Consider the following 20,563-nt stretch of genomic DNA (forward strand, 5'->3'; position numbering starts at 1 on the left):
AAGATTCACGGGTCGAAACATCCGTGGTGCGGCCATGCTCGATGCGCTCAGCCTGCTTGCCTGCCTTGCCTGCACCACGCCCGTGGCTGCCCCGGCCGTTGCCGTGGATGTCGAACTGGTGCTGGCCGTCGATATCTCGCAGTCGATGGACGAGAGGGAGTTCGCACTGCAGCGCGCTGGCTATGTCGAGGCGCTCAGGCATCCCGATTTCATCAAGGCCGTGCGCTCGGGAACCACCGGGCGCATCGCGCTTGCCTATTTCGAATGGGCGGGCGTCGTGCGCGAGGATGGCGTCATCGCCTGGCAGGTGATCGACAGCGCAGAGAGCGCCAACGCCTTCGCCGACAGAATAGAAGCGCGGCCGTTCCGCAGCTTTCGCGGCACCTCGATTTCCGGTGCGCTTGCCTTCGGCGCCGGGCTGTTCGAGGGCACGGGGTTCGATGCGCCACGCAGCGTCATCGACATTTCCGGCGACGGTCCCAACAACACCGGGCTGCCCGTCGCCACGACACGCGATGCGGCGGTGGCCAAGGGCATCGTCATCAACGGCCTGCCGATCCTGATCAGCCCGTCGCCGACCTTCAGCCATCTCGACCAGTATTATGACGACTGCGTCACCGGTGGGCCCGGCTCCTTCGTGTTGCCGATCTATGCGGCCTCGGAATTCGCCACCGCCATACGCCGCAAGTTGATCCTGGAGGTGAGCGGCATCGCCGATGCGACCGTGGTCCCGATCGATGCCGCGGCACCCATGGACTGCCTGCAGGGCGAACGCGACCGGCGGCTATATTCCGACCCATATCTGCCGGAACTCGACAAATGAGGTTTGAGGCAGTTCGGAGGGGAAAGCCGCTGCGCGGCTTGTCGGCAAACTTCAGGCCGGCCGTGCACCGTATTTGTCGCGAAATTCGGCATAGAGATCGCGGCGCCAGCGCCGGCCGCCGACATAGCCACGCAACAGCTGCGGCAGCGAATAGCCAAGCGCCTTCGACGACCGGTTGGCCATATAGCCGGAGAACGCCTGCGAAACCCTGCCCTTGAGTGCATCGGCGATGAGCTGCCGGGCGATCATGTAAGGCGGAATGTAGGGGTAGCGGTCGGCGATATAGGGGTGCTTGTCGATCAAGCTCGCATAGGCTTCGACATAGCCGTCCCGGCGACCGGAGATCGAATTCTCCGAGTTGTACTTTTTCCAGTCGATCACTTCGGACAGCTGCGCGCCGCTGCGACGGGCAAAGCGCAGCAACAATTCGCGATCCTGCATGCGCGTGACGTCACTGTCGTAGCCGCCGATGGCCAGCAGCGACTCGCGCCGGGCGGTGATTGCCGACCCGGCAATGAAGATGGTCTGCGCGACAAGGGCCCGCTCCAGCGAGTCGCGGCTCAGCAGCGCCTCGCGGTTGACGCAGTTGGTGCGGCGATTGCCCTTCAGCGACACGAAGGAACTGATCAGCACTTCGAGCGAGGGATTGTTGTCGAACTGCTCCAGCGTCCGCGCCAGGCGATCCGGCAAATAGACGTCGTCGGAATCGAGGAATGTCACCACCGGCGCCTGCGCCCGCTCGATGCCGGCATTGCGGGCGGCATTGGCGCCGCGCCATTTCGAGCCAACATAGATCAGCCGTGGATCGCGGATTTCGGCAAGTGCGGCTGCCGTACCGTCGGTCGAGCCGTCATCGACGACAATGTGTTCGAACCGGGGAAAATTCTGCGCCAGCACGCTCTCCACGGCGCGCACCACCTTGCTGCGGCGATTGTGCGTCGGTGTGATCACCGAGATCAGCGGAGCGAGGTCGGTTGCCTTGGACATGTTGCTTCGATTGTGCCCCGAAATGCCTGGAGGCCGGAGGTTTTGGTGGTCGCCGTCCAAGCCTCACCCCGGGATGGCATTCGATTCGACGCTACAAAAAACCAGCGGCAATGTCATCACAAACTGTTGAGCCAGGACGCCGGTAAGCCGGCCGATTACCCCAGACGTAATCGACCGATGGCCATCATGTCTGCAGATTGCGCCAACGAAGCCGGTCGTCGGGCTTCGATCTCACAGGGAGTTCAGCCATGGCCGCCTACGCCGTCGCCCATATGCGTCAAGTCACAATGGGCCCGCAGATTGTCGAGTATCTGCAGAGGATCGACGCCACATTGGAGCCGTTCGGCGGCCGCTTCCTTGTCCACGGCGGCGACATGGACGTGGTCGAAAACGAATGGCCCGGGCATCTGATCGTCATCGAGTTTCCGGACAGGGCGCATGCGTGGGGCTGGTACGATTCATCAGCGTATCGCGAGATTCTGGCCTTGCGCACCGACAACTCCCACGCCGATGTGATCATCGCCGATGGCGTTCAGCACCCGCACAAGGCGACGGACGTGCTGGAATAGGGGCAAACTACCGCTTCAGCAAGAACACCGCTTGCTGGCCGAAGAAATTCCAGAACCACCATGGCATCGACAGGCCGATCTTCTGGCCGTTGCCGTCGAGCGCGGTGGCTTTCTCGACCGAAGCGCCGAGTTCCTCGACCAGATTGACGAAGTCGCGGATGGTGCAGAAATGGATGTTGGGCGTGTCGTACCAGGAATAGGGCAGGTCCGCGGTCACCGGCATCCGGCCATTGACGAACAGCGACAGCCGCACCCGCCAGTGGCCGAAATTGGGGAAGGAGACGATGGCGCGGTTGCCGATTCGCAGCAGCTCGTCGAGCACCAGCTTCGGGTTGCGGGTCGCCTGCAGCGTCTGAGACAGGACGACGAAGTCAAAACCCTTGTCCGGATAGAATTCGAGGTCGGTATCGGCATCGCCCTGGATGACCGAGAGACCGCGCGCCACGCATTCATTGACGCCGCGTTGTGACAGCTCCAGCCCGCGGCCGTCGACCTGCTTGGTCTCCTGCAGGAGTTCGAGCAGCAGGCCGTCGCCGGAGCCGACATCGAGCACCCGCGACTGCGGCGGTATCAGGTTGGCCACGACTTCGAGGTCGACGCGCTGGCTGCCATTGACGCTCATGGCTTCGCCCCTTGCCTGGCGCATGATCCCTGTCCGAAAAGTCTGCAACTTTTCGGGGTCATGCGCGGAGCCCTCTCGCCCGCGCGGCCGAGCCGATGAAGCCCTTGATGGCGGCAAACAGTTCGGGTTCGTCGAGCAGGAAGGCATCATGGCCGCGGTCGGTGTCGATCTCGACGAAGGAGACCGATGCGCCGGCGGCGTTGAGCGCATGCACGATCGAGCGGCTCTCCTCGGTCGGGAACAGCCAGTCCGAGGTGAAGGACACCAGGCAGAAGCGGGTCTTGGTGCCGGCAAACGCGTCGGCCAACCGGCCGCCATGATCGGCGGCGAGGTCGAAATAATCCATCGAACGGGTCATGTAGAGGTAGGAGTTGGCGTCGAAGCGGTCGACGAATGTCATGCCCTGGTGGCGCAGATAGCTTTCGATCTGGAAGTCGGCGTCGAAACCGAAGGTCAGCGCTTCGCGGTCCTGCAGATTGCGGCCGAATTTCCGATGCAGGGCGGCTTCCGACAGATAGGTGATGTGGGCGGCCATGCGCGCCACGGCGAGCCCCTTTTCCGGGCGCTTGCCGTGCTCGAAATATTTGCCGCCATGCCAGTCCGGATCGGCCATGACGGCCTGCCGGCCGACCTCGTGGAAGGCGATGTTCTGCGAGGAATGGCGTGCGCCTGTGGCGATCGGCAGGGCCGAGAAGACGCGCTCGGAATAGCACGATGCCCATTCCAGCACCTGCATGCCGCCCATCGAGCCGCCGAGCACGCAAAACAGCTTTTCGATGCCGAAATGGTCGACCAGCATCAATTGCGCCCGCACCATGTCGCGGATGGTGATGATTGGCAGGTCGAGGCCGTAGGGCTTGCCGGTGGCGGGATTGGTCGAGGCCGGACCGGTGGAGCCGAGGCACCCGCCGATGACGTTGGAGCAGATGACGAAGAAGCGGTTGGTGTCGATGATCTTGCCGGGACCGATCAGCACTTCCCACCAGCCGGGCTTGCCGGTCACCGGATTGGTGCTGGCGACATGCTGGTCGCCGGTCAGCGCGTGGCAGACCAGGATGGCGTTGGTGCGGGCATCGTTGAGGGCGCCATATGTCTGGTAGGCGATCTGGAACGGCGACAAAAGCGTGCCGGCGTCGAGCTTCAGCGGCTTGTCAGGGCCAAAACGCAACACAGGGCTCGACGGGTTGTCGGCCTCGTTGTTGGTTTTTGTAGCGCGGAGCGCGGCCATGTGACTCTCCTTGCCCGCCGTCAGGCAATAAAAAACCGGCAATGCGATCGCAAAGCCGGTTACGTCACGCAAACGGCCCTTTAGCGAGTTGTTTAACGTGGCTGCAAGCCGACCGGCCAAATCACCACGGAACTGTTGCGTTCTTCTAGAACTCGTGCGGCCCGGCGTCAACGGCCAGCTATTGCCCGCCTCTCGACATTCGCGGCTACGGCTTGTATTTCCGCTGCGGCCTCCGGACGGAGGCATTCTCGATGGATTTGCGACATGGACAAGACAGCGGACAAGGCACGGCCGACGCCCCGCGCGGGCATTATGGACATCGACGCCTATGTGCCGGGCAAGAGCACGGCACCGGCCGGCGTTGCCAAGGTCCATAAATTGTCGTCGAACGAGAACCCGCTCGGCCCGTCGCCGAAGGCGATCGAGGCCGCGCGCGAAGTGGCTGGCAAGCTCGATGTCTATCCCGACGGCACCGCCCGCCGGCTGCGCGAGGCGATCGCCGAGGTGCATGGCCTCAACCCGGCAAACATCATCTGCTCCAACGGTTCCGACGAGATTTTGGGCCTGCTGGCGCAGACCTATCTGGCGCCAGGCGATGAGGCGATTTTTACCGAACATGCCTTCATGGTCTACAAGATCTACATTCAGTCGGCGGGGGCCAAGCCGGTTGCTGTGAAGGAAACCGAGGAGCGCGCCGACGTCGACGCGATCCTGGCCGCGGTGACGCCGCGGACCAAAATCATCTTCCTCGCCAATCCCAACAATCCGACCGGCACCTATCTGCCGTTCCAGGAGGTCCGCCGCCTGCATTCCACGCTCCCGGGCAACGTGCTTCTGGTGCTCGACGCGGCCTATGCCGAATATGTCAGGCGCAATGACTACGAGGCCGGCATCGAGCTGGCGGGCAGCGCACAGAATGTGGTCATGACCCGCACCTTCTCCAAGCTCGGCCTTGGCGGCGCGCGCATCGGCTGGATGTATGGCCCACTGCACATCGTCGATGCCATCAACCGTATCCGCGGCCCTTTCAACGTTAACGCAACAGCGATCGAGGCCGGCATTGCCGCCATCCGCGACCGCGCCCATGTCGAGCGCAGTTCGTTGCACAACGAGACCTGGCTTACCTGGCTGAATGAAGAGCTGACGAAGCTTGGGCTCAGGGTGACGCCCAGCGTCGGCAATTTCGTCCTCATCCACTTTCCCGACGACAAGAAGCATTCGGCTGAGGCGGCGGACGACTACCTCACCCAGCGCGGCTATATATTGCGGCGCGTTACCGGCTATGGCTTTCCCAATGCGCTGCGCATGAGCGTCGGCACCGAAGAAGCCAATCGCGGCGTTATCGACGCCCTCACGACGTTCCTGAAAAGCTGAAACAATGACATCACCGATGTTTGAAAAGATCGCGCTGGTCGGCATCGGCCTGATCGGCTCGTCGCTGGCCCGCGTTATCCGCCGCGAGGGCCTGGCCCGCCATGTCGCCATCGCGACGCGCAGCCCGGCCACGCTGGCGCGGGCGAAGGAGCTCGGTCTTGGCGAGAGCTACACCACCGGCGCCAGGGAAGCGGTCCGCGACGCCGACCTGATCATCGTCTCGGTGCCTGTGGGATCGTCGGGCGAGGTGGCGCAAGAGATCGCGCCGGGGCTGAAAAAGGGCGCCATCCTCACCGATGTCGGTTCGACCAAGGCCTCCGTCATTGCGCAAATGCAGCCCTATGTACCGGACGGCGTGCACTTTATTCCGGGGCACCCGCTGGCAGGTACGGAGAAATCGGGCCCGGATGCGGGTTTCGCCGACCTGTTCGAAAACCGCTGGTGCATCTTCACGCCGCTGCCGGGAACCGATCCGGCCGCGCTGGAAAAGCTGTCGGAATTCTGGCGGCGCTGCGGCTCCAACATCGACTCGATGGACCCGCAGCATCATGACATGACGCTGGCCATCGTTTCGCATCTTCCGCACATCATTGCCTACAACATCGTCGGCACGGCCGACGATCTGGAATCGGTGACCAAGTCGGAAGTGATCAAATATTCGGCTTCCGGTTTCCGCGACTTCACCCGTCTGGCCGCCTCCGACCCGACCATGTGGCGCGACGTGTGCCTGCACAACAAGGATGCCATCCTGGAAATGCTGGCGCGCTTTTCGGAGGACCTCGCCTCGCTGCAGCGGGCGATCCGCTGGGGCGACGGCGACAAGCTGTTCGACCTGTTCACCCGCACCCGGGCCGTTCGCCGTTCGATCATCGAGGCCGGCCAGGATATCGACGTGCCGGATTTCGGCCGGCAGGCGGTGAAAAGTTAAATCTGTTTCAGACGGGCCAGGTCGCCGCGACCATGGCCATTGCCTCGTCCCTGTTTGGCGCCCCCAGCCGGCCGCCGAAGCGCTGGCATTTGAGCGCGGCCGCCGCGCTGGCAAAGCGCAACGCCTGCTCGATCGGCATGGTTTCCGCCAACGCGACAGCAAAGGCGCCGTGGAAGACGTCGCCGGCGGCAAGCGTGTCAACCGCCTTGATCTTCGGCGCCGCGATGTGGCGCACGCATCCGGCGGACCGGTCATGCCACCAGCTTCCCGCGGCGCCGCCGGTCACCGCCACGAAGGCATCGGTGCGGCTGGCGAGGTCGGCACAGGCGGTTTCGGGGTCCAGCGCATGGCCGCAGACGATGCGTGCCGCCGTCTCCGAAGCGACGATGTGCGATGCCAGCGGCAGCAGGCGCTCCAGCACCTCAACCGGCGCCGTGTCGGCGTCGAGGATTGCCGGGCAACCGGCGTCGCGCGCGGCGGTCAAGGCAAGAGCGGCGGCGCCCGGCCAGCGCACATCGACCAGCACGGCATCGAAGCCGGAAAGATCGGCGACAGGCACCGCCTCGGGGTCGGCCTGCGCCTTTGGGTCGTAGAAGGGCACGATGATGCGCTCGCCATGAGCGTCGACCAGGATCGCGGCCAGCGCCGAGCGGGCGCCTTCGACGCGGCGGACAAAGCCGCAATCGACGCCCTCGGCCTCGATGCCGGCCAGCAATTGGTCGCCGACGGCATCGCCACCTGCACTTGCCCACAGGAACACCTCGGCGCCGAGACGGCGGGCGGCGCAGGCAGCACTTGTCGCCATGCCCGAGGCGATCTGGATGCCGTCCGAGGCGATGAACTTGCCCTGATGCGTGGGCAGGGTTTCGACGCGCAGGATGGTATCCAGCGTCAGCGCGCCAACGCTCAGCAGTTTCACCGGTCGGTTCATGCGTCGGCTTGCTCGAGCATGATCTCTCCCCAATAGCCGTTCCCGCTTTTTGCGATCATGCTCTATCTCTTTGTTTTAACGCAATTCCGGACGGAAAACCGCTCACACTTTTCCTGGAATTGCTCTAATCGAGCGGCTTGATCTTGCCCAGCGGAATGAAGCCGAGCGAGACCTTGCCCTTCACCACCTTGAGCGGCATTGACGGTTCGTTGCCGAGCAGCGCCAGACCGGCAAAGCCTTGCTCGATCTGGCTCTTCTGCTCGGGGATTGCGGTGGCGAGGATTGCCGCCACGGCTTTGGGATCCTGCAGCTTGATCGTCAGGTCGGCATTGACCTGGCCGTTGGCGTCGACCGACACCGGGCCGGAGACGGTGATGCGCGCGGCTCCCGACGACAGATCGAGCTTGTGGATGTCGACCGCCTGGCCGCGCAGGCTCCTGGCCTGCGTCTTCATCAGCGCGACGCCGTTCTTCAGCGTCGCGTCGCCGCTGCCGTCGAGCGGCGGCAGCACGCGCCCGCCGATCGCGTCGGCGTCGATCTCAAGATCGGTGAAGCTGCCGACGTAGCCGATGTCCTGGCCGTCGGGTCGCAACTCGCCCGCCGCGGTTCCGGCGCTGAACAGTGAAACCGGATCAGTGTCGTCGGCCGGATCCGTCTGGCCGGACAAGCTCTCCGCCTGCAGCGAAATGCTCCGGGGCAGGGGCCAGGAGAGCTTGGCATTGGCCTGCAGATTGTCCCAGTCGATCCATAGCGGCGCCATCCCCGGCACCGAGGTGCGCAGCGGCCCACGCAACTCGGCGGCAGGCGACAAAGGCCGGATGAGCTCTGCAACGAAGTTGAAGCTGCCTGCCGAGGCGGCAACGTTTCTGGCGTCGTCCTCGTAAGCCAGATTGTCACAGGAGATGGCAAAACGCAGGGGGTAGCCGCTGACGGTGAGGTTGGCGCAGCCGGCCTCGATGCCTTTGTCCTTGAGCGAGGCCACCGCCTTGTCGGCTTCGCTGCTGACGCGACCGGCGACATAGAACCAGACCGCGCTGTAGGCGCCGAACAGCATAACGACCAAGGCAGCGAGCCACATCAGCCGGTGGCGAAACTTCGACGGACGCTCGTCACTTGACGTCATGCTGCGGCTTTCATTAACGCGGGCGTGTTGCGGGTGGACTGTGGCTTACGCAACAAGCAAAAAGAACAGAAGAGCACCGATTCCGATGCGGCGGCGTCACTCTCGTGCAATCAGGCTTGGCGATATGGGCGATTTTTGGGTTTTTGGCTACGGCTCGCTGATCTGGCGACCGGGATTCGCCCATGTCGAGACACGGCGCGCGCGGCTTTACGGCTACCGCCGGTCGCTGTGCGTCTATTCCTTCGTGCATCGCGGCACGCGCCAGCGGCCGGGCCTGGTGCTAGGCCTCGACCGTGGCGGCTCCTGCATCGGGCTGGCCTTTCGCGTGCCCGGCGAGCTGCGCGATGAGGTGCTGACCTATCTGCGCGAGCGCGAATTGGTGACCAGCGTCTACCTCGAGCGTGTGCTCGATATCAGCCTCGACGGGAATGGGGCGGCCGCGGGAGAGAGAGTGAAAGCGGTCGCCTATATCGTCGACCGCCAGCATGAGCAGTATGCCGGCGGGCTCGACCCCGCGCATGCGGCAGGTGTTATCCGTGGCGCCGTCGGCCAGTCCGGAAACAACGAGGACTATGTGCTCAACACGCTGCAGCATCTCGCGGCGCTGGGTATCAGCGACCACTGGCTGGAAGAGGTGGCGAAGCGGATCGCCTCGTGAGCCAGTAGACCACGGCGAGCCTGCAGGCGAAGCTCTCGCGCCTTTGTGAAGCGCTGGCCCGCTGGAAAAATTGGCTGAGGCCTTTGACCTCGGCGCGGCGAGACCTAGCTTAGCTGCGGCCCGAAGCATTCGGGTCGCCCGCCGCCAGCCCCACGGAGCCCCGTCTTGCAAAAACGCCGTCTCGGTCAAACCGACCTTTCCATCGCGCCGCTGGTCCTGGGCGGCAATGTCTTCGGCTGGACCGCGGACGAGAAGACCTCCTTCGACCTGCTCGACCGGTTCGGCGACGCCGGCCTCAACGCTATCGATACCGCCGATGCCTATTCGCGCTGGGTGCCCGGCCACGCGGGCGGCGAGTCCGAGACCATCATCGGCAAATGGATGAAAAGCCGCGGCAACCGTGACAAGATCATCGTCATCACCAAAGTCGGCTCGGATATGGGACAAGGCAAGAAGGATCTGTCCGCTGCCCATATCGAAAGGGCAGTCGAGGCGTCGCTCAAGCGACTGCAGACCGATGTGATCGACCTTTATCTCTCGCATTGGCCGGACCCGACAACCCCTTATGAGGAGACGCTCGGCGCCTACCAGAAGCTGCTCGCTGCCGGCAAGGTCCGCCATATCGGCGCCTCGAATCTTGACGCCGGCCAGCTGCGCGCCGCGCTCGATGTTGCCAGCCTGCGCGGGCTGCCGCGCTACAGCGTGCTGCAGCCGGAATACAATCTCTACGACCGCTCATCCTTCGACGGGCCGCTGCATGATCTGTGCGTGGCCGAGGATATCGGCGTCATCACCTATTTCAGTCTCGCCAAGGGGTTTTTGAGCGGCAAATACCGTAGCGAGGCCGATCTCGGCAAAAGTGAACGCGGCGGCGGCGTGAAGGCTTATCTCAATGCGCGCGGCATGCGCATTCTGGCCGCACTCGACACTGTGGCGGCGCGCCATTCGGCCAAGCAGGCGGAAGTAGCACTCGCCTGGGTGATGGCGCAGCCCGGCATCACCGCGCCGATCGCCAGCGCCACGACGCTGGATCAGGTCGACAGCCTGGTGCGCGCCGCATCGCTGAAGCTCAGCGCGGAGGATCTCGTGGCGCTGGACAAGGCCAGCGCCTAGCCGCGCAGGTTCGGCACGATCGTTCAAGACGACGGCTGTCCGCCTTGCCACACTGTTCTCCATTATTGTGGAGAAGAGGCAGCATGGCCGCAGACATTCTTTCGCAGGCGCAGCCCTGGCAGCAATTGCTGGCGCTGGTGCTGGCGGCAACCGTCGTCATGGGCAGTCCTGGCCCGGCGACGATCAGCGTCACGGCGATAGGGGCCGCCTTCGGCCTGCGCAATTCGCTTCACTACACATCGGGGATGATTTTAGGCACGGTCGCGGTGCTGCTGGTAGTGGCCACCGGCATCAAGGCTATCCTCACCTCGATGCCGGGCGTAGCGCCAGTGCTGGCGGTCGCTTCCGCCGCCTATATTCTCTACCTCGCCTACAGAATAGCGACAGCGCCGCCGCTGGCCGCGCGTGACAGCAGCGCGGTTCTGCCGACCTTCCTCGGCGGCTTACTGCTCGCCGTTGCCAACCCGAAAGCCTATGTGGCGATTGCTGCGGTCCTTGCTGGCTCCGCGACCGCAGCCGGCGCCGATGCTCTCGGCATCCCGGCCAGGCTGGCGGTTCTCACCCTGATGATCGTAGCCATCCATGTGCTGTGGCTGCTGGCCGGCGCGGCCTTCGCCCGCACCCTGCGCCAGCCGCTGGCGTCGCGGATCATCAATCTGGCCTTCGCGGCGACGCTGGTGCTGACCACGGCGCTGGCGGCGTGGCCTTGAGCCGGCCCGCAGAAGAGATCAAGCTTTGGTCTTTTTTGTTTTGGCGCAATTCAGGACGGAAAAAACCGCTCACACTTTTCCTGGAATTGCTTTGGCGGCCGCGGCGAGTTCGGCCAGCCGCTTGACCGCCGTCGGCGGCATTTGCGGCGGGTTAGGAGCCTGCGATGCCTCGATCAGCAGCTGGTCGCAGGCGGCTTCCGTATCGCCGATCAGCCGGTCCATGAATTCGTCCTTGCCGAGCCCGGGCGGAATCGGCGGCAGGAAGCGGGCCTTGATGGTGCCGGGAAAGCGCAAGAATTTGCGGCGAGGCCAGTAGAGGCCGGCGACATGGGCGACCGGCACCACCGGGACGCCAAGCTGCGTATAGAGCTCGACAATGCCGTATTTGTAAGCCGGCTCGTCGCCCGGCGCTCGGCGCGTGCCTTCGGGGTAGATAATCAACTGGCGCGGATTGCGCCCCATCTCCTGCTTCGTCGAGGCAACGACCTGCTTCAGCGCCTTGGAGCGGCTGCCGCGGTGAACCGGGATCATGCGCATCTTGAGGATGTACCAGCCGAAGAAGGGGATCCAGGTCAGCTCGCGCTTGAGGATGTAAAGCGGGTCGTGGAGGAACGGAAAGAACGCGATCGCGTCCCAAAACGACTGGTGTTTCGGCGCCAGGATGAAAGAGCCCTCCGGCAGGTTCTCGACGCCGGTGATGTCGCTCCTGGTGCCGGCGATCTTGTCGTAGAGCCACAGGCTGGTGCGCGACCAGAATTTCGGCACGAACCAGGCGCGATGGCGTGGCGAGAGGAAGTAGTAAGGGGTCCAGAGGACCATCTGGACGATCAGATTGACATAGAAGACGAAGTTGAACGCCAGCGAGCGGATATAGAGCATGCGGGGAAGGGCCCGTTGAGGAGGTGTGCGTTGGTTACACCAAGCGCGGGCAAAAAGGAAACGCCGCATGGCCTGACATAGGCCGGCTCGCCACTGACTCAAGCCAGTCTCAACTCACCACGTCGCCTGCAATAGCCGCTGCTTCAGCCGCGGAGGGGCGAAATCGAGGAACGCCCTGAGTTTCACCGCCAGCAGGCCTTGGCCGGCATGGACGAGGCTCACCGGCCACGGCTGCGGCTCGAAGGGTCGCAAGACCGGGACGAGCACGCCGGAACGTACTGCGTCCGCGATCTGGTAGGAGAGCACCCGCGTCATCCCGGCGCCTGCAATCGCGGCATCGATTGCAGCTTCCGCCGTGTTGACGCGCAGCCGTGAGTGGATCGGCACGATCAGTTCGCCCTTGTCGCCGGCAAAGCTCCAGCTGGCGAGCGCTGCAGGCCCTTCGAAACTGATGCATTCATGCGCGGCCAGATCGTCCGGCGTCCGCGGCATGCCATGCGCGGCGATATAGGCGGGGCTGGCGCACACGACGCGACGGATCGCGCCGACGCGGATGGCAATGAGGCTCGAAGGCGCAAGCTCGCCGATGCGGATGGCAAGGTCGAGATGTTCCTCCGCCAGTTGGGTTATCCGGTCAGCCAGCGTCAGGCGAATGTTGACTTGAGGATAAGCCGCCAGGAATTCGGTGACGACAGGCAGCACGTGCAGGCGACCAAAAACGACCGGCGCGGTGATGAACAGGTCGCCGGTCGGCGTGCTGTATTCGCCGGCAGCGGTGCGTTCGGCTTCGCCGACCTCGCCGAGGATGCGGCGGCAGGCGGCGAGATAGGCCTGGCCGGCATCGGTCAGCGTGAGCTGCCGGGTCGAACGGTTCAGCAGGCGCGCCTGAAGGTGCTTTTCGAGGTCGGAAACCTTGCGGCTGACCGTTGCCAGTGGAATGCCGAAATGGCGGCCGGCAGCGGAAAGGCTGCCCGCTTCCACCGCGGCGACGAACAGCGACATGGCTTCGAGACGATCCATACTTTCTTCCGGAAATTGGAAGGATAGCTTGCAACTATGCCATCTACATCCAAAACATGGAAGGATCTACCTCTTCGCGTACAATGGCCGTGTTTCGGCCTCGCGGAGGCTTCCATGAATGCTCACACTTTCACCAGCGATGTCGCCTTCACGCCGACGGTCAAGGCGATCCAGACCCGCAAAGGTTCGCGCAAGGGCTATGCCAGCGCCGAGGAGCGCGGCGGATGGCGCGCCCATATGACGCCCGACCTCGCCGACTTCATCGCGGCGCAGACCAGCGTCTTCCTGTCGACGGCAAATGGCGAGGGTCAGCCCTACATCCAGCATCGCGGCGGGCCAGCCGGCTTCCTCAAGGTGCTGGACGAGAAGACCATCGGCTTTGCCGATTTCTCCGGGAACAGGCAGTTCATCACGCAGGGGAATCTCGCCGACAACAACCAGGCATTCCTGTTCCTGATCGACTATGCGCATCGCCAGCGCGTCAAGATCTGGGGCACGGCGCGCGTCGTCGAGGACGATGCCGAGCTTCTGGCAAGGCTGATGCCGCAGGACTACAAGGCGCGCCCCGAGCAGGTCATCTTGTTCACCGTCTCGGCCTGGGATGGCAATTGCCCGCAACACATTCCGCAGCGATTCGAGGCCGCCGATGTCGCGGCCGCACTCGCCGAACGCGACAAGCGGATTGAAAGCCTCGAACAGGAGATTGCGCGGCTGCGTGGCGCGGAAGACGGCACGGCCAAGGGGTAATCGAGCGCCGTCAGAGTCGTCTGTCTGGACGCAATTCCCAAGGGAAAGCGTACGTGCTTTTCCCGGGGAAACCGCTACACACTTTTCCTGGAATTGCTTTAGTCCTTGGCGGTCGAAACCTCGGCCAGTGCGACGCTGTCGGCAGTCTGGCGGACCGGGACGACGCCGCGCGCAAGCGCCAGCAGGTATTTGCTGTATTCGGTCAGAAGCACGCGTAGCGCTTCCGGCTTGGTCAGCCAGTCGCCATTGTCCAGATTGGTGTTGACCACCGGATAGGGTTCAAGCCTGGCGCCATGCAGCAGGCGGCCCATCTCGAGCAGGCTGCGCGGCATGTGGTAATTGTTGGTGACGAGGATGACGCTGCCATAGGCGTGGCTCTCCACCCATTTAGCGCTTTCCTCGGCATTGCCGATCGTGTCGAGCGCGGCGCGGTCGATGTCGACACAGCAGGAAAACAGCGCCTTGTCGCCGCCGGTAGCAGCCTGCAATTGGCGGCGGCTGGCAGAGGGATGCACGCCTGAGATCAGCAGCCGCTCGCCCTTGCCGGAGGCAAGCAGATCGAGTGCTGCGTCGAGGCGGGCCTGACCGCCGGTCAAGACGATGATCGCATCGGCCTTGGCTGGGTTGGTCGGGGTCGTCATGTGGCTGACCTTGCTGGCGAACCAGCCGAAGCCACCGGCAAACAGGGCCACCAGCAGCAGTAGACAGAGGGAGGCGAGACGCAGGGCGGTGCGCAAACGGCCCAGCCCGGTACGCACACGCAAACGCACCACTGGCATCTGTCCAGCCGTTCCGGTCGACTCCCGCGCGTTCATCATCCTATGGTTAATCCTGAAATGCCTTTTTGGTAAGGAAAAAAGCGCACATTGCGTTACGTCGGTTTTCGATCCGTGATCGTCCCTTCCATTCCTGTCCTTGCCCCCGAACTGTTTTCGCTTCTGCCCTCACGGTTCACCCCGCATCCGGCTGGCGGACATCGATGTCGCTGAGATAGGCGACGACGGTGGCGTGCGAGGTCGCCGCCGTCAGTCCGCCGATCACCAGCACCATCAGGCCGACGCCGAGATAGCCTGCCGATCCGATGGCGAAATTGCCGAACAAAGCGGTGGCCTGGTCGGCCTGCGGCGTTGCCATGTTGCGCGACGACCACCAGGAAAAGACGATGAAAACCAGGATCGCGGCTGCGCCGCCGGCGGCCGCGCCCTTCATGCCGGTGACCAGGAAATGCCAGCGGAATTCGCGCGCGATGAAGCGCGCCTCGGCGCCGACGAAATGCAGCACTTCGATGATATGGCCGTTACCCGCCATAGCGCCGCGCGTCGCAAACACTACGGTCAGCACCGTCGCCGACAGCATCAGGACCAGCACGGCGATGCCGATGGTGACCGTGGTGCGGGCCATGGCGACCAGCCGGTCGACCCATGTACGGTGATCGTCGAGCGAAGCACTCGGCAGCTTGGGCGTGAGCGCCGCACGGATGGCGCTAAAGTCGGGCGGACTGGTCTCGTCGATGGTGACGATGATCAGGCGCGGCACCGGCAATTCGTCGATATTCAGGCCCGAGCCCAGCCATGGCTCCAACAGACGCGCGGTGGCGTCGCGATCGATGATCCGGGTTTCCTTCACGCCGGGGAATTCGCCGACGATCTGCGAGGCCTGGGCAAGGGCTGCCTCCATGTCGAGGCCGTCGACCGGTTTGATCTGAATCGTCGCCTCGCGCGAGATCTGGTTTTCCCAGACCGAGGCAGTGTCGCGCACCAGCGTGACGGCGCCGAAAGTCAGGCAGGACAGGAAGGTCATGATGGCGATGACCAGCACCAAGGCGCGGCCGGCAATATTCTGCGCCGGCACGATCGGCGCCATGCGGCGGTGGACGCGCTGCGTCGTCGTCGCGGGCTCGGCGGCGTCTTCATGCAGCTGTTCGGCCGATAGCTCAGTCATAAATATCCAGCCTTCCGCCGGCCAGGATCATGCGGCGCGCGTCGACCTGCTCCATCAGGCCGAGATCGTGAGTGGCGATCACCACCGCGGTGCCGAGCCGGTTGAGCTCAATGAACAGCCTGAGCAACCGGCGCGCCAGCGGCGGGTCGACATTGCCGGTCGGCTCGTCGGCAAGCAGGATTTCGGGCTGTTCGATCAAGGCCCGGGCGATTGCCGCGCGCTGCTTTTCGCCACCCGAAAGGACCGGCGGCAGCACATGCATGCGCTCGCCCAGGCCAACCCATTTCAAAAGTTCGGTGACGTCGGTGCGGTAGCTCGCTTCCTCGCGGCCGCGCACGCGCAGCGGCAGAGCGACATTCTCATAGGTGGTCATGTGGTCGAGCAGGCGGAAATCCTGGAACACCACGCCGATGCGGCGCCTGAGATGCGGCAGTTCAGCGCGCGAGATGCGCGAGCGGTCCTTGCCGAAGATGGTGATCAGCCCGCGTGTCGGCTTCAGCGACATGAACAGAAGGCGCAGCAGCGTCGTCTTGCCGGCGCCGGAGGGCCCGCTCAGGAACTGGAAGGAGCTCTCCGGAATGTGCAGGGAGATGTCGCGGAGGATTTCCGGACCCATGCCATAGCGGAGGCCGACATTTTCGAAGCGGATCACGTGCGACGACCTGAGGTGTGTGGCGGCGGCGTGCCAGCCCTTTCTGTCCAACGACCATCGGCCGCCATGGTTAACCGTCGGTTAATTTTCGCTGTTTTTGAGTGCGTCACAAGGGTTCCGGTGGGGAAGCGTTAACCATTTCCATTTACGCAAAAGAAACGAAGAGGCAACAGCGGGGCCATGATGGCTGAGCAACGAACCGCGCGCCCGGTTTCCGGCGAAATCATGACCGGGACAAGTGTCGCACCGGAATCGCGGCCTGTGGCGACCGACATCGTCGATGCGGATTATGAGGTGCTGCCGCAGCTGATCCCACTGATAGAAGCCATGCCGACGCCGGCGCGCGACATCGCGACGCCGTCGATGGAAGGCATAGAGATGCTGCGCAAATCAGATGCGTCAGCCGGGCGGCCGGCATCGCGTGGCGGGCCGATCTTCTGGATTGCCGGCATCGGTGCGGCGCTTGCCGCCTTCTGGGTCTCGGGTGGCCACGCGCTGGTGCGCCAGACGCCGTTCTGGTCAGTCGAACAGCCGGAGGGCGCCGTACTCAGCATTGCCGGCGTCACGTCGCGTGTCGACGCCTCAGGACCCGCCCCGGTGCTGTTCGTGGATGGCGAGGCCGTCAATGACGGTTTGAAGGCGGGACAATTGCCGCCGCTGGAGATACGTGTCACCGGCAATGACAGCCGCATCACCCGTTATACTCTGGGGACATCCAACCGTTCTCTGGCGCCCGGCGAAAGATTCGGCTTTTCCAGCCGCCTCGATGTGCCTAGAAACGGCGTCAAGGCCGTGGCGGTCACCTTCGCCGGCTAGTCGGTTCTCTGGAAAGGTTGTTGATGCCAGTTGTGCGCGGCAAGGACATCGAGGTCCTGTTTTCGGCGTCCGCGATCGCGCGGCGCAATCTCGAACTCGCCAAGGAGATCGCCGAGCACGACTATCACGACCTGCTGGTGATTTCGGTGCTGAAGGGCTCGTTCATCTTCGCCGCCGATCTGATCCGCGCCATGCACGATGTCGGGCTGTCGCCGGAGGTCGAGTTCATCTTCATTTCCAGCTATGGCGCCGGCACCACCAGCGGCGAGGTGAGGGTGCTGCGCGACATCGACAATGAGGTCGCCGGCCGCGACGTGCTGCTGATCGACGATATCCTGGAGTCGGGCAAGACGCTCTCCTTCACCCGCAACCTGATGCTGTCGCGCGGCGCCAAAAGCTGCGCCATCGCGGTGCTGTTGGACAAGCGCATGCGCCGCCAGACGGAGCTGAACGCCGACTATGTCGGCTTCGACTGTCCCGATTACTTCGTCGTCGGCTACGGCATGGACGTCGCTCACGCTTTTCGCGAACTGCCGTTTGTCGGTGTGGTCAAAGGCGATGCCTGAGAAAAGGGCCCGACGCTTCAAATTTTCAGAAAAAGTCAACTTTTGCCCGCCAAATTCCGGCCCATGGCAAAGCTTCTGATCGTCGAGGACGATGAGTCCGTCCGCACCCTCGCCGCCCGCGCGCTCGAACGCGCCGGGCACTCGATCGATATCGCCGCCGACGGCGCGCAGGGGCTGGCGATGGTCAGTGCTGCAGGCGGCGGTTACGACCTCGTCGTCTCCGATATCCGCATGCCGGAAATGGACGGCATCGAGATGGCGATCGCCGCAGCCAGGCTTTTCCCTGACATGAAGATCCTGCTGATGACCGGCTATGCCGACCAGCGCGAGCGCGCCGAGGAATTGAACGGCGTCATTATCGACGTCGTGCAAAAGCCTTTCACGCTGGCCGAAATCCGCTTGCGGGTCGACCAGGCGCTCGCCTGCTTCGCCTGACACGCTTCAGGCGACATCCTGAGACGCGGCGAGGACAGGCGCAGCGCTCCGGCGCCGTTCGGTGTTGAGCGCCAGCAGACCGGCGCCGATGATCAGCGCCGCACCGATGGCAGTGGTCGAGCGCGGCACCTCGTCGAAGAACAGGAAGCCCCACAGCGGCGACCAGATAATCCCGGTGTATTCGAAGGTGGCGACGCGGTTGGCGGGCGCCAGCCTGTAGGCCTGCGACAGCAGAATCATGCCGGCCGAAGCGACGAAGCCGCAGGCCGCCATCTTGAGGAAATCCGGGGTCGTCGGCCAGACCCACGGCCGCACCAGGAATTCGAGGCTGGGGTGGACAGCATGGGTTATGCCGGCAAGCCAGAATGTGCCGGCAACCGCAGCGGCGCCGACCAGATAGGCGCCGTTCTGGTAGAAGGCCATGACGGTGGAGGATTCGGTGTCGCCGATCTTGCGCGCCATCAGCTGTGAAAAGCCGTAGAGCAAAGCCGAGCCCAACGAAAGCAGCGCCGCCCAGTCGAACAGGCCGGCGCCCGGGCGCAGCATCACGACCACGCCCAGCATGCCGATCAGCACGGTGGCGAGAGCCTGCCAGGATACCCGCTCGCCGAGATAGGGCCCGGCTATCGCCATGATGAACAGGGGCGCCATGAAATAGAGCGCCACCGCGTCGGCGAGCGGCAAGGCAGCGATCGCCAGATAGTAGACCGTATAGGAGGAGAACTGGATGAAGGCGCGTATCGTCAGCAGGCCGAACCGCTTCGAGGCGATGGCCCGCAGGCCGACATCGGCGCGAACGAGAACGACCAGGATCGGCAAAGCGACGATCGAGCGGATCCACATCACCTCGGTCACGGGATAGCCGGCCGACACCGCCTTGACCAGCGGGTCCTGGAGCGAGAACACCAGCACGCCAAGGCACAGGCTGATGATGCCGAGAACGATCCGGTTGCGCATATTGTTCTGCCGGCCCTTGCCTTAACTGCCCGCAGCCGCCCGGCCATGGGGTAAAAAGAACCCGCCACCGTTTTGGGCAGCGGGTATGAGTGAGGACTCTTTGATTGGTCCGCAGCCGGTTTCGCGGCGGCATATCCAATGGGTGAGCGGACTATGCTGCGGCGTTTGACATGTTGCAAACGAATTGGAATGATACCAGAGATCAAATTTGCTTATGACGGATTCGATGCGGCCGACTCTCGACAGCGATCTCCTGCGCACCTTCGTCGCCATTGCCGAAGCGGGCAATTTCACCCGGGCGGCGGAGCAGGCCGGGCGCACCCAGTCGGCGGTGTCGATGCAGATGAAGAAGCTCGAGGAGCTGGTCGGCGACAGCCTGTTCGAACGCGGCTCGCGCGGCGTGGCGCTGACGCGCCGTGGCGGCGAGCTGATCGTCAATGCCCGCCGCATCGTCTCGCTGCTCGACGAGACGGCGGCATCGATGGCGGCGGCACCGCTTGGCGGGCCGGTGCGCATCGGCATTCCCGAGGAATATGGTCACGCCATCCTGTCGCGCGCGCTCGGCGCCTTCTCGAAGCGTCACACCAAGGTCGAGGTCACCGTGCGCTATGCACATTCCGGCGCCCAGCTGGCGGCGCTAGCCGCCGGTGAACTCGACCTCGCCGTGGTGTTCGAATGGCAGGATCCTTCCGGCGGCGAGGTGCTGATGCACGATCCGACAGTGTGGGTGACATCGAGCCTGCATCACATGCATGAGGAGCGGCCGGTGCCGATCGCGCTCTACAACCGGGCCGGCTGGTGCAAGGACTTTGCCATCAAATCGCTTGAGCAGCGTGGGCTGGCCTACCGTGTCGCCTATACCAGCGACACCACCGGCGGCCTGAAGCTCGCCGTCACCTCTGGCCTGGCGATCGCGCCGATCTCGCACAGCAATATTCCGGATGGCTGCCGCGAGCTCACCGCCGCGGACGGGTTCGGCCACATCGATTCCTCGAATGTGGTGATGCATCGCAACCCCAATGCCTCAGGCGAGGCGATCGACGGCATGCAGGAAGCAATACGCGAGGCGTTCGTCAACCGGCCGGCTTAGTCTGTTGCATCCTCGTAGAAATGCAGCCGATTGCCGAAGGGGTCGCCGACCGACACTTCACGGGTCTGCCACGACGTGGTTTCGAGGCCCGGCCGGGCGTAGCGGTATCTCTTGCCGATCAGTTCGCGGTGCAATGCCGCGATGTCCTCGACCTTGATGCGCATGGCTATACCCGGCGCGCCGTCGCCATGATGTTCGCTCAGATGCAGGACACAGCCGTCGCGGATTACACCCATGTAGAGCGGCGCATTGTCGTCGAAGCGGTGCTCGAACTCGACCTTGAAGCCGAGAAAGTCGACATAGAATTCGCGTGCCTTGGCGATGTCGAAGATGCGCAGGATGGGCGTGACGGCACCGAGTTTCGGCATGGCGCTGATACCATTCAGTTCGACGG

The 20,563-nt window shown here is 63.9% G+C and carries 24 protein-coding genes and 1 riboswitch; of the genes, 12 read left to right on the forward strand and 12 right to left on the reverse strand.

Annotated features, from left to right (window positions below):
• Window positions 1-34: 34 nt before the first annotated feature.
• Window positions 35-823: a DUF1194 domain-containing protein gene (locus tag NKI10_RS17985; RefSeq protein ID WP_023714977.1), complete on the forward strand. Its 789-nt coding sequence runs from the start codon at window positions 35-37 to the stop codon at window positions 821-823.
• A gap of 51 nt (window positions 824-874) precedes the next feature.
• Here NKI10_RS17985 and NKI10_RS17990 read toward each other — a convergent pair whose 3' ends face one another.
• Entirely contained in the window at window positions 875-1,810 is a 936-nt protein-coding gene (locus NKI10_RS17990; RefSeq protein ID WP_023673297.1) for a glycosyltransferase family 2 protein, read from the reverse strand.
• A gap of 248 nt (window positions 1,811-2,058) precedes the next feature.
• On the opposite strand from NKI10_RS17990, the gene NKI10_RS17995 reads away from it, so the two are divergent.
• Entirely contained in the window at window positions 2,059-2,379 is a 321-nt protein-coding gene (locus NKI10_RS17995) for a DUF1330 domain-containing protein (RefSeq protein WP_023694041.1), read from the forward strand.
• 7 nt (window positions 2,380-2,386) lie between these two features.
• On the opposite strand, the gene metW is transcribed toward NKI10_RS17995, so the two are convergent.
• Both metW and metX read right to left on the reverse strand, forming a co-directional pair.
• A complete protein-coding gene (gene metW, locus NKI10_RS18000; protein WP_023673299.1) occupies window positions 2,387-3,001 on the reverse strand; it encodes a methionine biosynthesis protein MetW in 615 nt (204 codons plus the stop codon).
• Between the two features lie 58 nt (window positions 3,002-3,059).
• The gene (gene metX, locus NKI10_RS18005; RefSeq protein WP_352861249.1) at window positions 3,060-4,229 is read right to left on the reverse strand and encodes a homoserine O-acetyltransferase MetX; all 1,170 of its coding nucleotides are present in this window, start codon (window positions 4,227-4,229) and stop codon (window positions 3,060-3,062) included.
• A 60-nt stretch (window positions 4,230-4,289) separates the two neighbouring features.
• A riboswitch (SAM riboswitch) is annotated at window positions 4,290-4,367 on the reverse strand.
• Between the two features lie 126 nt (window positions 4,368-4,493).
• Here metX and hisC point away from each other — a divergent pair.
• Complete coding sequence (gene hisC / locus NKI10_RS18010; RefSeq protein WP_023726966.1) at window positions 4,494-5,603, forward strand: histidinol-phosphate transaminase; 1,110 nt, start codon at window positions 4,494-4,496, stop codon at window positions 5,601-5,603.
• A 4-nt stretch (window positions 5,604-5,607) separates the two neighbouring features.
• Complete coding sequence (locus NKI10_RS18015; RefSeq protein WP_023754178.1) at window positions 5,608-6,531, forward strand: prephenate/arogenate dehydrogenase family protein; 924 nt, start codon at window positions 5,608-5,610, stop codon at window positions 6,529-6,531.
• A 7-nt stretch (window positions 6,532-6,538) separates the two neighbouring features.
• On the opposite strand, the gene NKI10_RS18020 is transcribed toward NKI10_RS18015, so the two are convergent.
• Window positions 6,539-7,462, reverse strand: coding sequence for a sugar kinase (locus NKI10_RS18020; protein WP_023673303.1), 924 nt, complete (start codon window positions 7,460-7,462; stop codon window positions 6,539-6,541).
• Window positions 7,463-7,586: 124 nt separating this feature from the next.
• Entirely contained in the window at window positions 7,587-8,585 is a 999-nt protein-coding gene (locus NKI10_RS18025) for a DUF2125 domain-containing protein (RefSeq protein ID WP_023714974.1), read from the reverse strand.
• A gap of 124 nt (window positions 8,586-8,709) precedes the next feature.
• Between NKI10_RS18025 and NKI10_RS18030 the strand changes: the two genes are divergently transcribed.
• The 3 genes from NKI10_RS18030 (at window position 8,710) to NKI10_RS18040 (ending at window position 11,066) form a co-directional block, all read left to right on the forward strand.
• Window positions 8,710-9,243: a gamma-glutamylcyclotransferase gene (locus NKI10_RS18030; RefSeq protein WP_023673305.1), complete on the forward strand. Its 534-nt coding sequence runs from the start codon at window positions 8,710-8,712 to the stop codon at window positions 9,241-9,243.
• Window positions 9,244-9,408: 165 nt separating this feature from the next.
• Window positions 9,409-10,356, forward strand: coding sequence for an aldo/keto reductase (locus NKI10_RS18035; protein WP_023673306.1), 948 nt, complete (start codon window positions 9,409-9,411; stop codon window positions 10,354-10,356).
• Between the two features lie 83 nt (window positions 10,357-10,439).
• Complete coding sequence (locus NKI10_RS18040; protein WP_023673307.1) at window positions 10,440-11,066, forward strand: LysE family translocator; 627 nt, start codon at window positions 10,440-10,442, stop codon at window positions 11,064-11,066.
• Window positions 11,067-11,135: 69 nt separating this feature from the next.
• On the opposite strand, the gene NKI10_RS18045 is transcribed toward NKI10_RS18040, so the two are convergent.
• Together NKI10_RS18045 and NKI10_RS18050 are read right to left on the reverse strand one after the other, a co-directional pair.
• Entirely contained in the window at window positions 11,136-11,945 is an 810-nt protein-coding gene (locus NKI10_RS18045) for a lysophospholipid acyltransferase family protein (RefSeq protein WP_023673308.1), read from the reverse strand.
• A 114-nt stretch (window positions 11,946-12,059) separates the two neighbouring features.
• Window positions 12,060-12,965: a LysR family transcriptional regulator gene (locus tag NKI10_RS18050; RefSeq protein WP_023743988.1), complete on the reverse strand. Its 906-nt coding sequence runs from the start codon at window positions 12,963-12,965 to the stop codon at window positions 12,060-12,062.
• 114 nt (window positions 12,966-13,079) lie between these two features.
• On the opposite strand from NKI10_RS18050, the gene NKI10_RS18055 reads away from it, so the two are divergent.
• Entirely contained in the window at window positions 13,080-13,712 is a 633-nt protein-coding gene (locus NKI10_RS18055) for a pyridoxamine 5'-phosphate oxidase family protein (protein ID WP_352861255.1), read from the forward strand.
• 98 nt (window positions 13,713-13,810) lie between these two features.
• Here NKI10_RS18055 and NKI10_RS18060 read toward each other — a convergent pair whose 3' ends face one another.
• The 3 genes from NKI10_RS18060 to ftsE all read right to left on the reverse strand — a co-directional run bounded on the left by NKI10_RS18060 (window position 13,811) and on the right by ftsE (window position 16,305).
• A complete protein-coding gene (locus NKI10_RS18060) occupies window positions 13,811-14,530 on the reverse strand; it encodes a YdcF family protein (RefSeq protein WP_023673311.1) in 720 nt (239 codons plus the stop codon).
• Between the two features lie 133 nt (window positions 14,531-14,663).
• Window positions 14,664-15,653 (reverse strand): cell division protein FtsX, encoded by a 990-nt coding sequence (locus NKI10_RS18065; protein WP_023704319.1) that lies wholly within the window; start codon window positions 15,651-15,653, stop codon window positions 14,664-14,666.
• Window positions 15,646-16,305, reverse strand: coding sequence for a cell division ATP-binding protein FtsE (gene ftsE / locus NKI10_RS18070; RefSeq protein WP_023685344.1), 660 nt, complete (start codon window positions 16,303-16,305; stop codon window positions 15,646-15,648). The genes NKI10_RS18065 and ftsE overlap by 8 nt, the downstream gene beginning before the upstream one ends.
• Window positions 16,306-16,485: 180 nt before the next feature.
• Here ftsE and NKI10_RS18075 point away from each other — a divergent pair, with 180 nt between their 5' ends.
• From NKI10_RS18075 to NKI10_RS18085, 3 genes are all read left to right on the forward strand, one after another.
• Window positions 16,486-17,121, forward strand: a complete 636-nt coding sequence (locus tag NKI10_RS18075) for a hypothetical protein (protein WP_352861256.1) — start codon at window positions 16,486-16,488, stop codon at window positions 17,119-17,121.
• A 23-nt stretch (window positions 17,122-17,144) separates the two neighbouring features.
• Window positions 17,145-17,687 carry a hypoxanthine phosphoribosyltransferase gene (gene hpt, locus NKI10_RS18080; protein WP_023673315.1) on the forward strand — a complete coding sequence of 181 codons (543 nt, stop codon included), beginning with the start codon at window positions 17,145-17,147 and terminating at the stop codon, window positions 17,685-17,687.
• A 63-nt stretch (window positions 17,688-17,750) separates the two neighbouring features.
• The gene (locus NKI10_RS18085) at window positions 17,751-18,122 is read left to right on the forward strand and encodes a response regulator (protein ID WP_352737981.1); all 372 of its coding nucleotides are present in this window, start codon (window positions 17,751-17,753) and stop codon (window positions 18,120-18,122) included.
• Between the two features lie 6 nt (window positions 18,123-18,128).
• On the opposite strand, the gene NKI10_RS18090 is transcribed toward NKI10_RS18085, so the two are convergent.
• Window positions 18,129-19,079, reverse strand: coding sequence for a DMT family transporter (locus tag NKI10_RS18090; RefSeq protein ID WP_023748501.1), 951 nt, complete (start codon window positions 19,077-19,079; stop codon window positions 18,129-18,131).
• A gap of 226 nt (window positions 19,080-19,305) precedes the next feature.
• Between NKI10_RS18090 and NKI10_RS18095 the strand changes: the two genes are divergently transcribed.
• The gene (locus tag NKI10_RS18095; RefSeq protein WP_023704318.1) at window positions 19,306-20,169 is read left to right on the forward strand and encodes a LysR family transcriptional regulator; all 864 of its coding nucleotides are present in this window, start codon (window positions 19,306-19,308) and stop codon (window positions 20,167-20,169) included.
• On the opposite strand, the gene NKI10_RS18100 is transcribed toward NKI10_RS18095, so the two are convergent.
• Window positions 20,166-20,537: a glyoxalase superfamily protein gene (locus tag NKI10_RS18100; protein WP_023685340.1), complete on the reverse strand. Its 372-nt coding sequence runs from the start codon at window positions 20,535-20,537 to the stop codon at window positions 20,166-20,168. The genes NKI10_RS18095 and NKI10_RS18100 overlap by 4 nt on opposite strands.
• Window positions 20,538-20,563 lie beyond the last annotated feature (26 nt).

The sequence above is a fragment of the Mesorhizobium sp. M0802 genome (assembly GCF_040320115.1).
Lineage (GTDB): Bacteria > Pseudomonadota > Alphaproteobacteria > Rhizobiales > Rhizobiaceae > Mesorhizobium.